Raw genomic sequence first — 15010 nt, 5'->3', positions numbered from 1 at the left:
TTTTCTTAATCAAAATGGGTTGTCAGGGTTAGGGGTGTTCAAGACCAGTCGCGCATCGCCGCACGGCTGGTCAACATGTCTTGGTAAAGCTGCAAATACACCGCGTACTTGGCGTCGTGGAAGGCTTTGGTTTGGGGGCGAGCGGCCAGGCTGCCACCCGCTTGCACCATGGCCGCAGCAGCCGCAGGCAGGGAGGTAAACACCCCGCTGGCCGCCGCACCCAACAGGGCAGCACCCAGGGTCACAGCGTCTTCCTCGCTCACCAGATGGATCTCGCAACCGGTGGCATCGGCGTGTTCACGCAGCCAGTAGGGGTTTTTGGTGCCACCACCACACATCAGGATGCGGGTGATCTGGTGGCCAGCGTTGTTCATGCTCTCGATGATGTGGCGCGTGCCATACGCCAATGCCTGCAAGGTGGCCAGGTACAGGCGCGCCAGGGCGTCGCGCCCGGTTTCCAAGGTCAGACCCACCACCACGCCACGTGCGTCCGGGTTGACGCGGGGAGAGCGGTTGCCGTGGTGGTCACCCAGCACATGCAGGTGGCGGGTGGGCCAGGGTTCACGCGCTTCGAGGTCGGCCAGCCACCCATTCAAGACAGTGTAGACGTTGGTTTGCTGTGCTTGCGCGGTCGACTCCAGTAACGGCCAGGCGTCGCTTTGGCGCAAAGTCCAGTCGAGCAGGGCGCCTGCCGCACTTTGGCCGCCTTCATTGAGCCAATACCCTGGCAGCATGGCGCCCCAGTAAGGGCCCCAGACACCCGGCACCATCACTGGCGCCTGGCTCACCACCATATGGCAGTTGGAGGTGCCGCCAATGATGGCCAGACTGCCCTGTGGTGCGGTGCCGACCAGGGCCAGGCCACCCGCATGGGCGTCGATGATGCCGGTGGCCACCACAGTGCCCGCAGGCAAACCCAGTTCGCGCGCTGCCAACAGGCCCAACTTGCCCGCCGCCGAGCCCAGGGGCAACACACGGGTTGGTAATTTGCCGGGCAGATCGTCCAGGCCCACCGCCTTGAGCAAGCTCTCGCTGAAACGGTCCTCATGGGCCAGATAGTTCCATTTGCAGGTCAGGGTGCAGACACTGGCCGCGTCGTTGCCGCAGGCGCGCCAGACCAGGTAGTCCGCCAGGTCGAAGAAGCGCCAGGTGCTGGCATACCGCTGCGGGAAATGCTGCTTGAACCACAGCACCTTGGGCAGCTCCATCTCGATGCTGACTTCGCCGCCGACGTACTTCAAAGCTTCGTCTTTTGTAGCATTAATCGCTTTTGTTTGCTGGGCTGCACGGTGATCCATCCACATGATGATGTCGTGATCGGGGGCGCCGTCCTGAGCCAGAGAGACCGGCTGGCCATCGACATCCACCGCCACCAGGGAGCAGGTGGCATCCACACCCAACGCCACAACCTTTGTGGCATCGATGCCCGGGGTGGCCAACGCTTCTTGCAGCGCGGCACAGGTTTGTGCCCAGATGTCGGTAGACGACTGTTCGACAAACAAAGGCAAGGGTTTGAACTGCTGGATGGCACGTGTGGCAAAGGCCACGCGCTGGCCTTGTCGATCAAAAATCCCGGCCCGGACACTGGCTGAGCCAACGTCAATACCTACAAACAGTTCATCGCTCATATTTCGTCCGATGGAGTAGCTAATACGTGTTAGCACTATATCTGAAGAAGTTAAAAAAACGCAAGCCCCGAAAGATTTTTGATGTTTGTCTCAGTCCGTTGACATACGTCGAGCTTGCGCAACACGCGCAGCGCGGCTGTTGATGGGGTCGCAAGAAACCGCCGCTGACAAGGCTTGTGTCGCCAGCGACGCAGTGCTTGATGCGGGGGAAGATGGACCAAGCAGCCAGGCTGCTGCAAGCAGCGGCGATAATGGCGGGCTGTGCCCAGGCTTTGACCGCTCTCGGGCCAACCATTTCACCCTTTACCGCTTGACCCATTTGCCATGACCACACCAACCATCAGTGTTGCCGACATCCGCAAGACCTTCCTCGACTTCTTTGCCTCCAAAGGCCATACCGTGGTGGCGTCGAGCCCGCTCGTCCCCGGCAACGACCCGACACTGATGTTCACCAACTCGGGCATGGTGCAGTTCAAGGACGTGTTCCTGGGCACCGACAAACGCTCTTATGTGCGCGCCGCCTCAGTGCAGGCCTGCCTGCGTGCCGGTGGCAAACACAATGACCTGGAAAACGTGGGCTACACCGCACGCCACCACACCTTCTTCGAGATGCTGGGCAACTGGAGTTTTGGTGACTACTTCAAGCGTGAGTCGCTCAAATGGGCGTGGGAGTTGCTGACCGAGGTCTACAAGCTGCCCAAAGAGCGCCTGCTGGCTACGGTGTACGCCGAAGACGAAGAGGCCTACAACATCTGGACCCAAGAGATTGGCCTGCCGCCCGAGCGTGTGATCCGCATCGGTGACAACAAAGGTGCGCGTTACAAGTCGGACAACTTCTGGATGATGGCCGACACCGGCCCCTGCGGTCCATGCTCCGAGATTTTTTACGACCACGGTGACCACATCCCCGGCGGCCCCCCGGGCAGCCCTGACGAAGACGGTGACCGCTTCATCGAGATCTGGAACAACGTGTTCATGCAGTTCAACATGGCCGAGGACGGCTCGGTCACGCCGCTGCCTGCACCCTGTGTGGACACCGGCATGGGCCTGGAGCGCCTGGCGGCCATCTTGCAGCATGTGCACAGCAACTACGAGATCGACATTTTTGACGCGCTGATCAAAGCCGCTGCACGTGAAACCCACAGCACCGACCTGAGCAACCCCTCACTCAAGGTGATTGCCGACCACATCCGCGCCACCGCCTTCCTGGTCAGCGACGGTGTGTTGCCCAGCAACGAGGGCAGGGGCTACGTGCAGCGCCGCATCATCCGCCGCGCCATCCGACACGGCTACAAACTCGGCCAAAAAACGCCGTTTTTCCACAAACTGGTGCCCGATCTGGTGGTGCAGATGGGTGTGGCCTATCCGAACCTGGCGTCCCAAGCGGATCGCATCATGGAGGTGCTGCGGGTCGAGGAAGAGCGCTTCTACGAGACACTGGCCACCGGTATGCAGATTCTGGACGATGCCCTGGTCGACGGCGTCAAGCTGCTGCCGGGTGAGGTGGCGTTCAAGTTACACGACACCTTTGGCTTCCCGCTGGATCTGACCAATGACGTCTGCCGTGAACGCGGTGTGACGGTGGACGCCGCCGGTTTTGAAGCCGCCATGGAAGCGCAAAAAGCCAAAGGCCGCGCCGCTGGCAAGTTCAAACAAGACAAGGCGCTGGAGTACACCGGTGCTGGCAACGAGTTTGTCGGTTACGACCACCTCACAACCACTAGCGAAGTTGTAGCTATCTATGTAGACGGCACAAGGGCTGAGGCCTTAAATGAAGGTCAATCTGGTGTGGTGGTTCTGGCGACCACCCCGTTCTACGGCGAAAGTGGTGGTCAAGTGGGTGACGCTGGCGCCATCTTCTCTGACCACGCTTTGTTCGAGGTGGCCGACACCCAAAAAATCAAGGCCGATGTGTTTGGCCACCACGGTGTGCTCAAAACCGGCAGCCTCAAAGTGGGCGACGGTGTCACCGCCCATGTGAACGCCAGCCTGCGGGTCGCTACTCAGCGCAACCACTCGGTCACCCACCTGATGCACAAGGCGCTGCGTGAGGTGCTGGGCAGCCATGTGCAGCAAAAGGGCAGTTTGGTCAACGCCGAGCGCACCCGTTTTGACTTTGCCCACAACGCCCCGGTGACCGACGCTGAAATCCGCGAGATCGAAGCCCGCGTGAACGCCGAAATCCTGAGTAATGCCGCGACGAAAGCACGTGTGATGGACATCGAATCGGCCCAACAAACCGGCGCCATGATGTTGTTTGGTGAAAAGTACGGCGAATCGGTGCGGGTGCTCGACATTGGCAGCAGCCGCGAATTGTGCGGCGGCACCCATGTGCAACGCACCGGTGACATTGGTCTGTTCAAGATCGTGGCCGAGAGCGGTGTCGCCTCTGGTGTGCGCCGCATCGAGGCGGTGACCGGTGACAACGCCTTGCACTATCTGCAGCACCTGGAAGACAGCCTGAGCCATGCTGCAACTGTGTTGAAAACCCCGGTGGCCGAGGTGAATGAACGCATCCTCTCGGTGCTGGAACACGTCAAGGCCCTGGACAAGGAACTGGTCGCCCTCAAGGGCAAATTGGCCAGCGCCCAGGGTGACGAACTGCTGAGCCAGGCGCGTGAGATCAAAGGTGTCAAGCTGCTGGTGGCGCGCCTGGAAGGTGCTGACGTCAAGACACTGCGCGACACCATGGACAAGCTCAAGGACAAACTCAAGACCGCCGTGGTGGTGTTGGGTGTGATCGACGGTGCCAAGGTGCAAATCGCCGTGGGTGTGACCGCTGACACCACGGCCAAGGTCAAGGCTGGTGAGCTGGTGAACTTTGTCGCGGCGCAGGTCGGTGGCAAAGGCGGCGGCAAGCCCGACATGGCCATGGCTGGCGGCACCGAACCCGCCAAATTGGCCGACGCGCTGGCCAGTGTGTTGGCCTGGGTTGAGCCCAAGCTGTAAACGCTATTTAAGTCGTAGCTAATAGCCCTTATGGTAAAAGGGCTAGAGGCCCATTTATCATGTGATTTTTCCGGCTGAGTTGATTTATGTCAGGCCCGCCGTGGCCTGGCCTTTTACACTCGCACACTTTTGTTTTATCCACAATTCAAGGCGACCCATGAGTGCATTTCTGAATGAAACCGTTTTAAGCGTTCACCACTGGACAGACCGACTGTTCAGCTTCACCACCACACGTGATCAGGCTTTGCGCTTTTCAAACGGCCACTTCACCATGATCGGCCTGCGCCTGGAGGGTGGCAAACCGCTGCTGCGCGCCTACAGCATCGTCAGCCCCAACTACGAAGACCACCTGGAGTTTCTGAGCATCAAGGTGCAAGACGGCCCGCTCACCTCCAAGCTGCAGCACATCAAAGTGGGTGACCAGATTGTGGTTGGCAAAAAGCCCACCGGCACCTTGCTGATTGACTATCTGCTGCCTGGCAAAAACCTGTACCTGTTTGGTACCGGCACCGGCCTGGCGCCGTTTTTGAGCATCGTGCGCGACCCCGAAACCTACGAAAAATTTGAAAAAGTGATTCTGGTGCACGGTGTGCGGGAAGTGGCTGAACTGGCCTACCACGACTATCTGACACAAGAGCTGCCCGACCACGAGTTTCTGGGCGAGATGGTCACTGCCCAAATGCTGTATTACCCCACGGTGACCCGTGAGCCCTACAAGAACCAGGGCCGTATCACCGACCTGATCACCACCGGCAAGCTGCAGGCCGATCTGGGTCTGCCCAAGTTTGACCCCGAATACGACCGCGCCATGATGTGTGGTAGCCCGGCCTTGTTGAAAGACCTGAAACACATCTTGGAAACCCGTGGTTTCCTGGAAGGCAACACCACCAAACCCGGTGACTTTGTGGTCGAACGCGCTTTTGTGGAGCAATAAACATGAGTCACCATGACGTTTACGCCATCGGCAATGCGCTGGTGGACTCGCAGTACGAGGTGTCTGACGCACAACTGCAGGCTGCGGGCGTTGAAAAACGTCATATGACCTTGATCGACGCGGCCCGTCGCACCGAGCTGCTCAGCCATGTGTATGGCCTGCCGGTGCACCGCACCGGTGGCGGCTCAGCTGGCAACACCGTGGTGGCGGTGGCCCAGTTGGGCGGCAAGGCTTTTTACTCCTGCCGCGTGGCGGACGACGAACTCGGCGAGTTTTACACCCAGGATCTGATCTCACACGGTGTCGCCACCAACTTGACGCACACCCGCGCGCCGCAGGGCCAGACCGGCAGCTGTATGGTGATGGTGACGCCGGACGCCGAACGCAGCATGAGCACCTTTTTAGGTGCCACCGCCGACATCGACGCCAGTGCCTTGCATCCGCTCGACATTGCCAAGTCCAAGGTCTATTACATGGAGGGTTACCTGGCTGCGTCGCCCACCGGGCTGGATGCCGCCATCAAGGGCCGTGCCATCGCACGTGAGGCTGGTGTGGCACTGGCCACCACGCTGAGCGACATGACCATGATCAACTTCTGCCGCCCAGGGCTCGACGCCATGGTCGGCAATGCAGAGACCGGCCAGCTGGACTACCTGTTTTGCAACGAAGAGGAAGCCCAGGTCTGGTGTGGCAGCAAAGATCTGGCGCAGATCTGCCGCCAACTCAGCCAGCAGGCGAGGGTGGTGTGTCTGACCCGCAGTGCCAAGGGCTGTGTGGTGCTGGAAGGTGATCAAACCACCGAGGTGCCTGCCGCACAGGTCAAAGCCATCGACACCAATGGTGCCGGTGACATGTTTGCGGGTGCATTCCTGTACGCCGTCACCCATGGCCACAACCATGCCCAGGCCGCCTGGCTGGCGAATCAATGTGCCGGGCGTGTGGTGTCGCAGGTGGGTAACCGCCTGCCCCAGGCAGACATGAACCAGCTCAAGGCCTCATTTGCGGGTTTTGTCGCTGACAGCGTGGCCTGAACCGATCCCTTACCGTGACCCGCTTGCGGCCGCGCGGGTACGTTTGGCGCTGTGCCGCAGCGTCTTGTGACTAGTCAGCTCTGGTGATACCAAAGACGGGCTGGGCCTCGCAAAGACCTGTATTTCCCAAACTTAGTTTTGACTTAATTGATGGGTTTTTGAGATAACCCGGCTGTTTTTTTCTCAGGCTGCGCCGATAATCTTTTGCGCAGCTGCCAGCACGGGATGCCAGCCGCAGTTTTATCAACTACTCAGGAAACAGACCTATGACAAATCGTCGCGTATTTATTCTGCAATCAGTGGTCGGCACCAGCGCATTGGCTTCTGGCATGGCCATGGCCGCAGCCCCCTTGGTCGCTGAAACAGATGCCAACGCCAAGAGCTTGGGCTATGTAGCTGATTCGGCAAAAGCGGACAAGACCAAGTATCCCAAGCACACCAAGGATCAGTCCTGTTCCACCTGCGCCTTGTACCAAGGCAAGACCGCTCCTCAAGGGGCCTGTCCTTTGTTCGCTGGTAAGGAAGTTGTTGCCAAGGGCTGGTGCAGCGCCTGGGCTAAGAAGGCATAAGCTCACATGCCCCACAAAACCCACCCTTGCGGTGGGTTTTGTTTTTTAAGGGTACACGGTGTCTACACGGCTTTTTTCAGCCTAAATTTCCGATAATCCAGTCATGAACACAACGATCAACGCCGACGCGGCTGAACTGGCCAAATTTTCTGAACTGGCCCACCACTGGTGGGACGCAGAGGGCGAAATGCACGCCTTGCACAAGATCAACCCGTTGCGCCTGGGTTGGATCAACGGCCTGTGCCCTCTGGCTGGCCTGAATGTGCTGGATGTGGGTTGTGGCGGCGGTATCCTGACCGACTCTTTGGCGCGTGCAGGCGCCACAGCCACTGGTATTGACCTGTCTACCAAGGTCTTGCGCGTGGCGCAGTTGCACGCGCTGGACGCACAAACCCAGAACGTGCAATACCGTGAAATCAGTGCTGAAGCCTTGGCTGCCGAGAAACCCGGGAGTTTTGACGCAGTCACGTGTATGGAAATGCTGGAGCATGTGCCTGACCCGGCCTCGGTCGTACAAGCCTGTGCGACGCTGGTGAAGCCCGGTGGCTGGGTGTTTTTCTCCACCATCAACCGCAACCCCAAGTCGTTTGTGATGGCCATTGTGGGTGCCGAGTACGTGCTCAACATGGTGCCGCGTGGCACCCATGAATACGCCAAATTGCTTCGTCCAAGCGAACTGGCAGGGTTCTGCCGCCAGGCTGGCCTCACGGTGTCACACAGCAAGGGCTTGTCATACAACCCGTTCACCCAGCGTTTCTGGCTCAATGCGGACACCAGCGTGAATTACATGCTGGCGGCCCAAAAACCCGCCTGAGCCGCTGAGCGTGATGACCACTCCCACCCGGTTCACCGATGTGAAGGCGGTGCTGTTCGACCTGGACGGCACCTTGATCGACAGCGCCCCAGACCTGGGCGCAGCCGCTGATTTGATGCGCACCACACGGGGTTTGCCCTCGATGGACCTGGCGGCCTACCGACCGATGGCTGGTGCCGGAGCGCGTGGCATGCTGAACATCGCGTTTGGCATGGACACGGACCACCCCGAGTACAACAGCTTTCGGGAAGAGTTTTTTACCAACTACGAGCAGCGGCTGACGCAAGACACGCTGGTGTTTTCCGGTGTGGCACAGCTGCTGGATGACCTGGTGCAACAAGGCACCCCGTGGGGTGTGGTCACCAACAAGTCGACCCGCTTCACCACACCGCTGACCCAGGCTATGCCACTGTTTGCCTCAGCTGGCACCATCATCAGCGGAGACACCACGGCCCATGCTAAGCCCCATCCCTTGCCTTTGCTGGAGGCGGCCAGACGTCTGGATGTGCCTCCCGAGAGCTGTGTTTATGTGGGAGATGACGAGCGCGACATCGTGGCCGGGTTAGCTGCCGGTATGAAAACCGTCGCAGCCACCTACGGTTATCTGGGGAAAAAGTCCGACACCAGGCAGTGGGGCGCCCACGCCACGATTAATTCTGCCCTGGAGCTCTTGCAATTGATCAGTCGGCCCTAAAATGCCAAGCTTGGGGCTGCACTGGTTTCGACGTGGATTCGGACGCGCAGCAGGGCATGTCGAGCTGAATGCGCTCGTAAAACAGATTCAAAAAAACTAACTGCAAACGACGAACGTTTCGCACTCGCTGCTTAATTGCTAGTGAGCCTCACAACAGCAAGCCGATAGGCTGGGCAAGGGCGGCGCAAGCTGTCCAGGCTGTGGGGTAATTTCATTCGGCTGGGTCTGCCTTGGGTAACTTAGGGCAGGTCGAGAAAATAGGTTGCTGGCGATTTGCATAGCGTGCCACTGCGCGATGTGAAAAGCGAGATCCAAATCAGACGGCTACACATGTAGAACTGTTCGAAGAAGGTTTGCGGACGGGGGTTCAAATCCCCCCAGCTCCACCATATACGGCTCCACTTAGGACCACAAAAGACGAAAAACCTCTAAGCAATCAACGGCTTAGAGGTTTTTTATTGTGCATACGGGACAACATGAGGCGACTTTGCTGTCCAAGCCCGAAATCTGGTGATGGCGTGCGGCTGCGCCAAGGTGGTTAATCCACCATGGGCAGATTTGAGGAAAGTTTGTCTATCAGCACTGAGTGCCAACACGCTCATGGTGTGTTTTCCAGGTGCAGCCAAATTTCATTTCGCCGCAAGAACCATGGCGTGAACGGCGCGTTGTAGCGGGAATACACGGCTTCGCCCACCCAAACCAGGTCAGCCGCGCGCAAAGCAGCCTGTAGTTGGCTCAGATGCTCGTCATAGTTGGCATCTGACCAAAACCCTGAGTAGCGGATGACCGCCACGCGACTGGGCGCGATGTCTTGCAGCGTGATCCGCGCATCCAGAGGCTCAGGCGCGCTGGCCATGGAGACGCCTTTGGGCAGAACGAACTGCACCCGAAAGCCACCGAGTGCCGCTGTCTGGGTCACGGGCGCGGTCATATCCAATTTGACCGGTTCAGCCGCCTGCGTCACTGGCGCGGTCATTGCCAATTTGCGCTCGCCTTTGTTTTTGCCAAAGATGTAGCCAGCCAGAACAGGAAAAGCCTGACCGCCAGCGTCCGCAGCAGGCCCGGGTACCATGATCTCGGCGGCGGTGTAGGCGTCGTAGTCGCGTACTTCGATGCCTTCAAACTTCCGGACGACCTTGTAGCTGGGTTCTTCGGTCGCGTGACTTGCCACGGGAAGTGCAAACGCGACGAGGCCACACAGTACTGCCCCGGCAGCAACGCCGTACCTCATGCCTTGACAGGTTCGTACACCGCGTCGCAGTTGGCTGTTGATCTTCATGTGCGATGGTCCTCAGGGTTGTGGGATGTCAGTATGGACTATTCATGGACGACAAGACGTGCGCCAGCGCACCAGACGCACACGATGCGTGAGACCAGATGAATGGCAGGGGCCAGCTCAATGCCAACTTGCGGGGTCCACCTTGTAGTAGCCCTTGAGCTCGTCGTACAGCGCGGGGTATTGCTCAGCCGTCTCTGTGGCCTGCTCAAAAAAGGTTTCTGTGGCCACTGCAAAAAACTCTGCCGGGCTCTGGGCGCCGTAATGGTTGAACAGCCCCTGTTCGCCGCGCTGCACTTGGCTCTGCAGTTGGGCATAGGCTTGGCTGAACACCTGTTTCCAGCGTTGCGGGCTGTGCTGCGTATCGCCTGCCGCTGGCGGTGGCGCACCCTGGGCGGCGCCGTTTTCCTGGTCCAACTGGTGAGCAAACTCGTGCAGCACGACATTGCGGCCATCATCGACCACCGCCGCACCCTCCAGAGTGTCTTGCCACGACAAGACCACCTGTCCTTGTTCCCACGATTCACCAGACAAGGCTTGGCGCTGGTCTTGCTGCATACCAATACCGTCGGTAACCGTGCGCTGAACGACAAACGCACCGGGGTACACCAGAATCTGCCGCACATGAGCGAGATGCGCCATGGAGCGATTCAAAACCAGCAAACAGGCTTGCGCCGCAATCACGACGCGCATTTCTTCAGTCACTTGCAAGCCATCACACCCGATGAAGGCTTTTTCTGCAATGAAGACTTGGATGCGCTTTTTCAGTTGCAGCTGCAAGTCCACCGGCAGGCGCCTCAGGAAGGGCACACGGCGCCGCAGTACCTTGCGCCAATGCGCCGGAAACGGATGTGCCAGCACCCTCCGCTGACGGTAGGCGCGAAGCCACGGTTGTCCCAGAAGCACAAGCACAAAACCCAAGGCCAAGGCACACAACAAATAAAACGCCACTTGTATCCCTTCTGGTCCAGTCCTAGACAAGAACGGTAGCTGGGATTGTTTCTGCGCTTTTCAATACAGACGTTCTGTTTGATGCGTGGGAGCAGGTTTTGTATGGGTGGCAGCCAGATGCAAATGCACTGATCCACCACTCGGACAGTGGCTCACAGTATGTTTCCATTATGTAGATCGAAGTCGTGTTGCTGCACGGTCCTAGGCTTGACGCTTAGGGACAAATGAGTTGGAAACGCAACGAGGCCTCAGCGGTTTGCATCGACCTTGAACGGGCTGTGCCGCACCAGCTCATCGACGTACTCGCCAATGCCTTCGCGCTCCTGCGTCAGGAAGTTGTCGACTGCCGCAAAAAACTGCGGGTGCGCCAGCCAGTGGGCGCTGGTGGTGGTGACGGGCAGCAGGGCGCGGGCGAGTTTGTGTTCGCCCTGGGCGCCGCCTTCAAAACGCTGGTAGCCGTGTTCGATGCACCACTGCAGCGGCTGGTAATAACAGGCCTCAAAGTGCAGGCAATCCACGCGCTCCAGTGCGCCCCAGTAGCGGCCATAGGCAACACGTTCGGTGGGGTGTGTGGTGCCAGTTGCGACAGTGTCATGCTGACTTGTGGATAGTTCTGAGGCTTTTTGCCATGTAGCCTTTATGCTACTTTCGTTGATAGCTAGCAAACTTGCAGCAATGGGCCGCCCATCACGCTCGGCGATGAAGAGCACCCAATCCTCGGGCATGTCGCTTGCCATGCGCTGGTAGAAGGCGCGGTTGAAGTAGGGCGGGTTGCCGTGCTCCAGGTAGGTGCGCTCATAACAGTGGTAGAAAAAGTCCCAGTCGGTCGGCGTGATGGCCGTGCCTTCCAGCACCCGAAAAGTCACGCCAGCCTCCATCACCTTGCGCCGCTCTTGGCGGATCTTCTTGCGTTTGTCCTGTGACAGGCTGGCCAGAAATGCGTCGAAGCTGGTGTAGCCGGGTTGGCTGTTGGACCAGTGGAACTGGATGGTGTGGCGCAGCAGCAGGCCGGCTTGGGTGAGTGCTGTCACATCCTCGTCGCTGGCAAACAGCGCGTGCAAGCCTGTCAGGTGCTCGGCGGAGCACCAGTCCAGCACCGCATGGACCAATGCCAGGCGGTCTTCTGGCGTGTGTGCCAGCAAGCGGCTACCGGGCACCGGGATGAAGGGCACGGCACACACCGCTTTCGGGTGGTAGGACAAACCATGCTGGTGGTAGGCGCGCGCCCAGCCCCAGTCAAACACAAACTCACCCTGCGAGTGGGACTTGATGTAGATCGCGCAGGCTGCATGCAGCTTGCCCAGGCGCTCCAGCAGAAAGAAACGCGGTGTCCAGCCGGTGGCCGTGGTGGCACAACCCGTGCTGTGCAGCGCGCTCAAGAAGGCGTGGCGCATGAAGGGGGTGGGCTGGCTCTGGGCAAACAGCAGGCCATCCCAGGCCTGAGCGTCCACCTCCAGGGGTGAATCCAGCACCCGGATGACATAATCATTTGACTCGGACATCTGTTCTTTTTTCCTTCATTGCATCAAGCTTTCCATGACGCTCAAACTCTGCATTGCCCAACTCAACCTGGTGGTGGGTGATCTGGCCGGTAATTCGCAAAAAATCATCCAGGCCGCCCAACAGGCCTACCAAGACGGCGCCCGCCTGGTGCTCACCCCAGAACTCTCGATTTGTGGTTATGCCGCCGAAGACCTGTTTTTGCGCGCCGCTTTTATTGCTGCCTGTGATGATGCCGTGAAAGCCGTGGCGGCTGCGCTGGCCCCGTTGAAAGACCTCTCTGTGGTGGTGGGCCACCCGACAGGGGGCGACAGCCGCACCAAGTCGGTCGCGGTGCAGCAACGTTTCAACACCGCCAGTGTGTTGCGTGAAGGGCAGGTGGTGGCGAGTTATGCCAAACGCCAACTGCCCAATTACCAGGTGTTTGACGAGCGCCGTTATTTCTCGCCCGGGCAGGACGTGTGTGTGTTTGAGGCCGGAGTGGCGGGCCACACCGTCAAGGTCGGCCTGCTGATTTGTGAAGACGCCTGGTTTGCCGAGCCTGCACGCCAGACGCGTGATGCTGGTGCTGAACTGCTGGCAACCATCAACGCCTCGCCCTTCCATGTGGGCAAGGGCTTTGAGCGTGAACAGATCATGCGCGAGCGGGTGCTGGAATGTGGCTTGCCACTGGTCTACGCCCACCTGGTCGGTGGGCAGGACGAGGTGGTGTTTGAGGGCCACTCGTTCATTCTGAATGCCGACGGCTCATTGGCCGGTCGCGCCCCGAGTTTTGTAGAAAATGGCCTTCTAGCCCTTATAGAAGAAGGGCAGACAGCTATGAATATCATATCAAGCATCGCGCCAGACCGCACCCCTGACGAAGACCTGTGGGACGCGCTGGTGCTGGGTGTGCGTGACTACATTGGCAAAAACGGTTTTCCGTCAGTGTTGCTGGGCTTGTCGGGGGGCATCGACTCGGCCTTGGTGCTTGCGATTGCGGTGGACGCGCTGGGCAAGGATCGGGTGCGTGCGTTGATGATGCCCTCGCCCTATACCGCCGACATCAGCTGGATCGACGCGCGCGAGATGGCCAAGCGCCTGGGTGTGCGTTACGACGAGTTGTCGATCGTGCCCGAGTTCGAAGCCTTTAAGGCGACGCTGGCGGGTGAGTTCAAGGGCTTGGCAGAAGACACCACCGAAGAAAACATCCAGGCCCGCATCCGCGGCACGCTGCTGATGGCTTTGAGCAACAAGTTTGGCAGCATCGTGTTGACCACTGGCAACAAGAGCGAGATGGCCACCGGTTACTGCACTCTGTACGGCGACATGGCCGGTGGTTTTGCGGTGATCAAGGACCTGGCCAAAACCACGGTGTTTCGTCTGGCGCGCTGGCGCAATGCGCATGACCCGTATGGCACCGGTGCTGAACCGATCCCTGAGCGCATCATCACCCGCCCGCCGAGTGCCGAGCTGCGCCCGGACCAGACCGACCAGGACAGCCTGCCGCCTTACGAGGTGCTGGACGCGATCCTGGAGCGTTACATGGAAAACGACCAGAGCATCGAGGAGATCATTGCCGCCGGATTTGAGCGTGCCGATGTGGAGCGGGTCACGCGGCTGATCAAGATCAACGAGTACAAACGGCGCCAGTCGCCGGTGGGCATCCGTGTCACGCACCGCAGTTTTGGCAAAGACTGGCGTTACCCCATCACCAACTGCTTTCGGGCGTGAGAGAGCTGCTCTCATGCACAATCAAGGTGCATGTCAGCCGCCGACGCTCGGCCGGTTGCACCAGGAATTTGCGTATCTAACCATCAACGAGGACATCCATGAAACAAATTACCGCCATCATCAAACCCTTCAAACTCGAAGAGGTGCGTGAAGGTTTGGCCGAATGTGGCGTGACCGGCCTGACCGTGACCGAAGTGAAAGGTTTTGGCCGTCAAAAAGGCCACACCGAGCTCTACCGTGGGGCGGAATATGTGGTCGACTTTTTGCCCAAGGTGAAGATCGAGGTGGTGGTGAACAGCCAGGATGTCGAGCGCTGTGTCGACGCCATCGTCAAGGCCGCCCACACCGGCAAGATTGGTGATGGCAAGATTTTCATCACCCCGGTGGAGCGGGTGGTGCGTATCCGCACCGGTGAACTGGACCAGTCCGCGATCTGACGCGTCTGTCTGGGCTGGACCAGACTTATTTTTTGCTGGGCAGGGCAGTCACCAGCTGGGTGCCCGCCAGCGCATCGTGCCAGAACTGCTGGCGCGGGTGAAAGCGGCTCAGAATGGCCCACACCGCCACCCAGCCCAGCGTGATCACCGTGGCCTCAGTGCCAGGCAGATCAAGCATCCAGGCTGCCAGCAGCGGCGGCAGCACCCACAACCAGCAGCACAGGTAACGGAGCAGGGCACGCCCTTGTGTGAGGGGCTGACCCCTTAGGTCCAACACGCGGATATGCCAGGTTTTCATGGCCAGGGTCTGCCCTTTGGACCACAACCAGCCAAAGTAGATGCCAAACACCACAAAAATAAAGGCCTGCAGTGCATGGCGGTTGTCCATCGCGTTTTTGGTCTGGCTCAGGGCGCTGAACAGATAACCGGCAATAAACACCACACCAAACAGCAACATGCCCTCATACAGCCAGCACGCCATGCGTCGGCGCAGGCTGGGGGTGGCGAGGGGGGC

13 protein-coding genes and 1 other RNA gene are annotated in these 15010 nt (G+C 59.2%); 9 read left to right on the top strand and 5 right to left on the bottom strand.

The genetic code is table 11. From position 1 onward, the window contains the following. Window positions 1–38: 38 nt before the first annotated feature. Window positions 39–1628: an FGGY-family carbohydrate kinase gene (locus KKO72_RS12525; RefSeq protein WP_214938719.1), complete on the bottom strand. Its 1590-nt coding sequence runs from the start codon at window positions 1626–1628 to the stop codon at window positions 39–41. A gap of 324 nt (window positions 1629–1952) precedes the next feature. On the opposite strand from KKO72_RS12525, the gene alaS reads away from it, so the two are divergent. The 7 genes from alaS to ssrA all read left to right on the top strand — a co-directional run bounded on the left by alaS (window position 1953) and on the right by ssrA (window position 9008). Continuing rightward, a complete protein-coding gene (gene alaS / locus KKO72_RS12520; protein WP_214938717.1) occupies window positions 1953–4577 on the top strand; it encodes an alanine--tRNA ligase in 2625 nt (874 codons plus the stop codon). Window positions 4578–4734: 157 nt separating this feature from the next. Beyond that, window positions 4735–5511 carry a ferredoxin--NADP reductase gene (locus KKO72_RS12515; protein ID WP_214938715.1) on the top strand — a complete coding sequence of 259 codons (777 nt, stop codon included), beginning with the start codon at window positions 4735–4737 and terminating at the stop codon, window positions 5509–5511. Window positions 5512–5513: 2 nt separating this feature from the next. Then, window positions 5514–6542 (top strand): adenosine kinase, encoded by a 1029-nt coding sequence (locus KKO72_RS12510; protein ID WP_214938714.1) that lies wholly within the window; start codon window positions 5514–5516, stop codon window positions 6540–6542. Between the two features lie 266 nt (window positions 6543–6808). Further along, complete coding sequence (locus KKO72_RS12505; protein ID WP_214938712.1) at window positions 6809–7111, top strand: high-potential iron-sulfur protein; 303 nt, start codon at window positions 6809–6811, stop codon at window positions 7109–7111. 103 nt (window positions 7112–7214) lie between these two features. After that, window positions 7215–7925 (top strand): bifunctional 2-polyprenyl-6-hydroxyphenol methylase/3-demethylubiquinol 3-O-methyltransferase UbiG, encoded by a 711-nt coding sequence (gene ubiG / locus KKO72_RS12500; RefSeq protein WP_214938711.1) that lies wholly within the window; start codon window positions 7215–7217, stop codon window positions 7923–7925. 13 nt (window positions 7926–7938) lie between these two features. Continuing rightward, complete coding sequence (locus tag KKO72_RS12495; RefSeq protein WP_214938709.1) at window positions 7939–8619, top strand: HAD family hydrolase; 681 nt, start codon at window positions 7939–7941, stop codon at window positions 8617–8619. A gap of 12 nt (window positions 8620–8631) precedes the next feature. Next, window positions 8632–9008, top strand: a transfer-messenger RNA (tmRNA) gene (gene ssrA, locus KKO72_RS12490). Between the two features lie 209 nt (window positions 9009–9217). Here the strand turns inward: ssrA and KKO72_RS12485 are convergent. The 3 genes from KKO72_RS12485 to KKO72_RS12475 all read right to left on the bottom strand — a co-directional run bounded on the left by KKO72_RS12485 (window position 9218) and on the right by KKO72_RS12475 (window position 12348). Next, a complete protein-coding gene (locus KKO72_RS12485; protein ID WP_214938707.1) occupies window positions 9218–9898 on the bottom strand; it encodes a heme-binding protein in 681 nt (226 codons plus the stop codon). A 117-nt stretch (window positions 9899–10015) separates the two neighbouring features. Beyond that, window positions 10016–10846 carry a M90 family metallopeptidase gene (locus tag KKO72_RS12480; RefSeq protein ID WP_214938705.1) on the bottom strand — a complete coding sequence of 277 codons (831 nt, stop codon included), beginning with the start codon at window positions 10844–10846 and terminating at the stop codon, window positions 10016–10018. 248 nt (window positions 10847–11094) lie between these two features. Then, window positions 11095–12348, bottom strand: a complete 1254-nt coding sequence (locus KKO72_RS12475; RefSeq protein WP_214938703.1) for a GNAT family N-acetyltransferase — start codon at window positions 12346–12348, stop codon at window positions 11095–11097. A 34-nt stretch (window positions 12349–12382) separates the two neighbouring features. On the opposite strand from KKO72_RS12475, the gene KKO72_RS12470 reads away from it, so the two are divergent. Both KKO72_RS12470 and KKO72_RS12465 read left to right on the top strand, forming a co-directional pair. Then, entirely contained in the window at window positions 12383–14059 is a 1677-nt protein-coding gene (locus KKO72_RS12470; protein WP_214938701.1) for an NAD+ synthase, read from the top strand. 98 nt (window positions 14060–14157) lie between these two features. Continuing rightward, complete coding sequence (locus KKO72_RS12465; protein ID WP_078365769.1) at window positions 14158–14496, top strand: P-II family nitrogen regulator; 339 nt, start codon at window positions 14158–14160, stop codon at window positions 14494–14496. Window positions 14497–14521: 25 nt separating this feature from the next. Here KKO72_RS12465 and KKO72_RS12460 read toward each other — a convergent pair. Next, the coding region (locus tag KKO72_RS12460) for an RDD family protein (protein ID WP_256445089.1) at window positions 14522–15010 on the bottom strand (489 nt) is incomplete at its 5' end.

This window comes from Rhodoferax sp. U11-2br (assembly GCF_018619435.1).
GTDB lineage: Bacteria > Pseudomonadota > Gammaproteobacteria > Burkholderiales > Burkholderiaceae_C > Rhodoferax.
The sequence above is the reverse complement of the archived record's forward strand: the minus strand, read 5'-3'. Positions and strand labels throughout refer to the sequence as shown.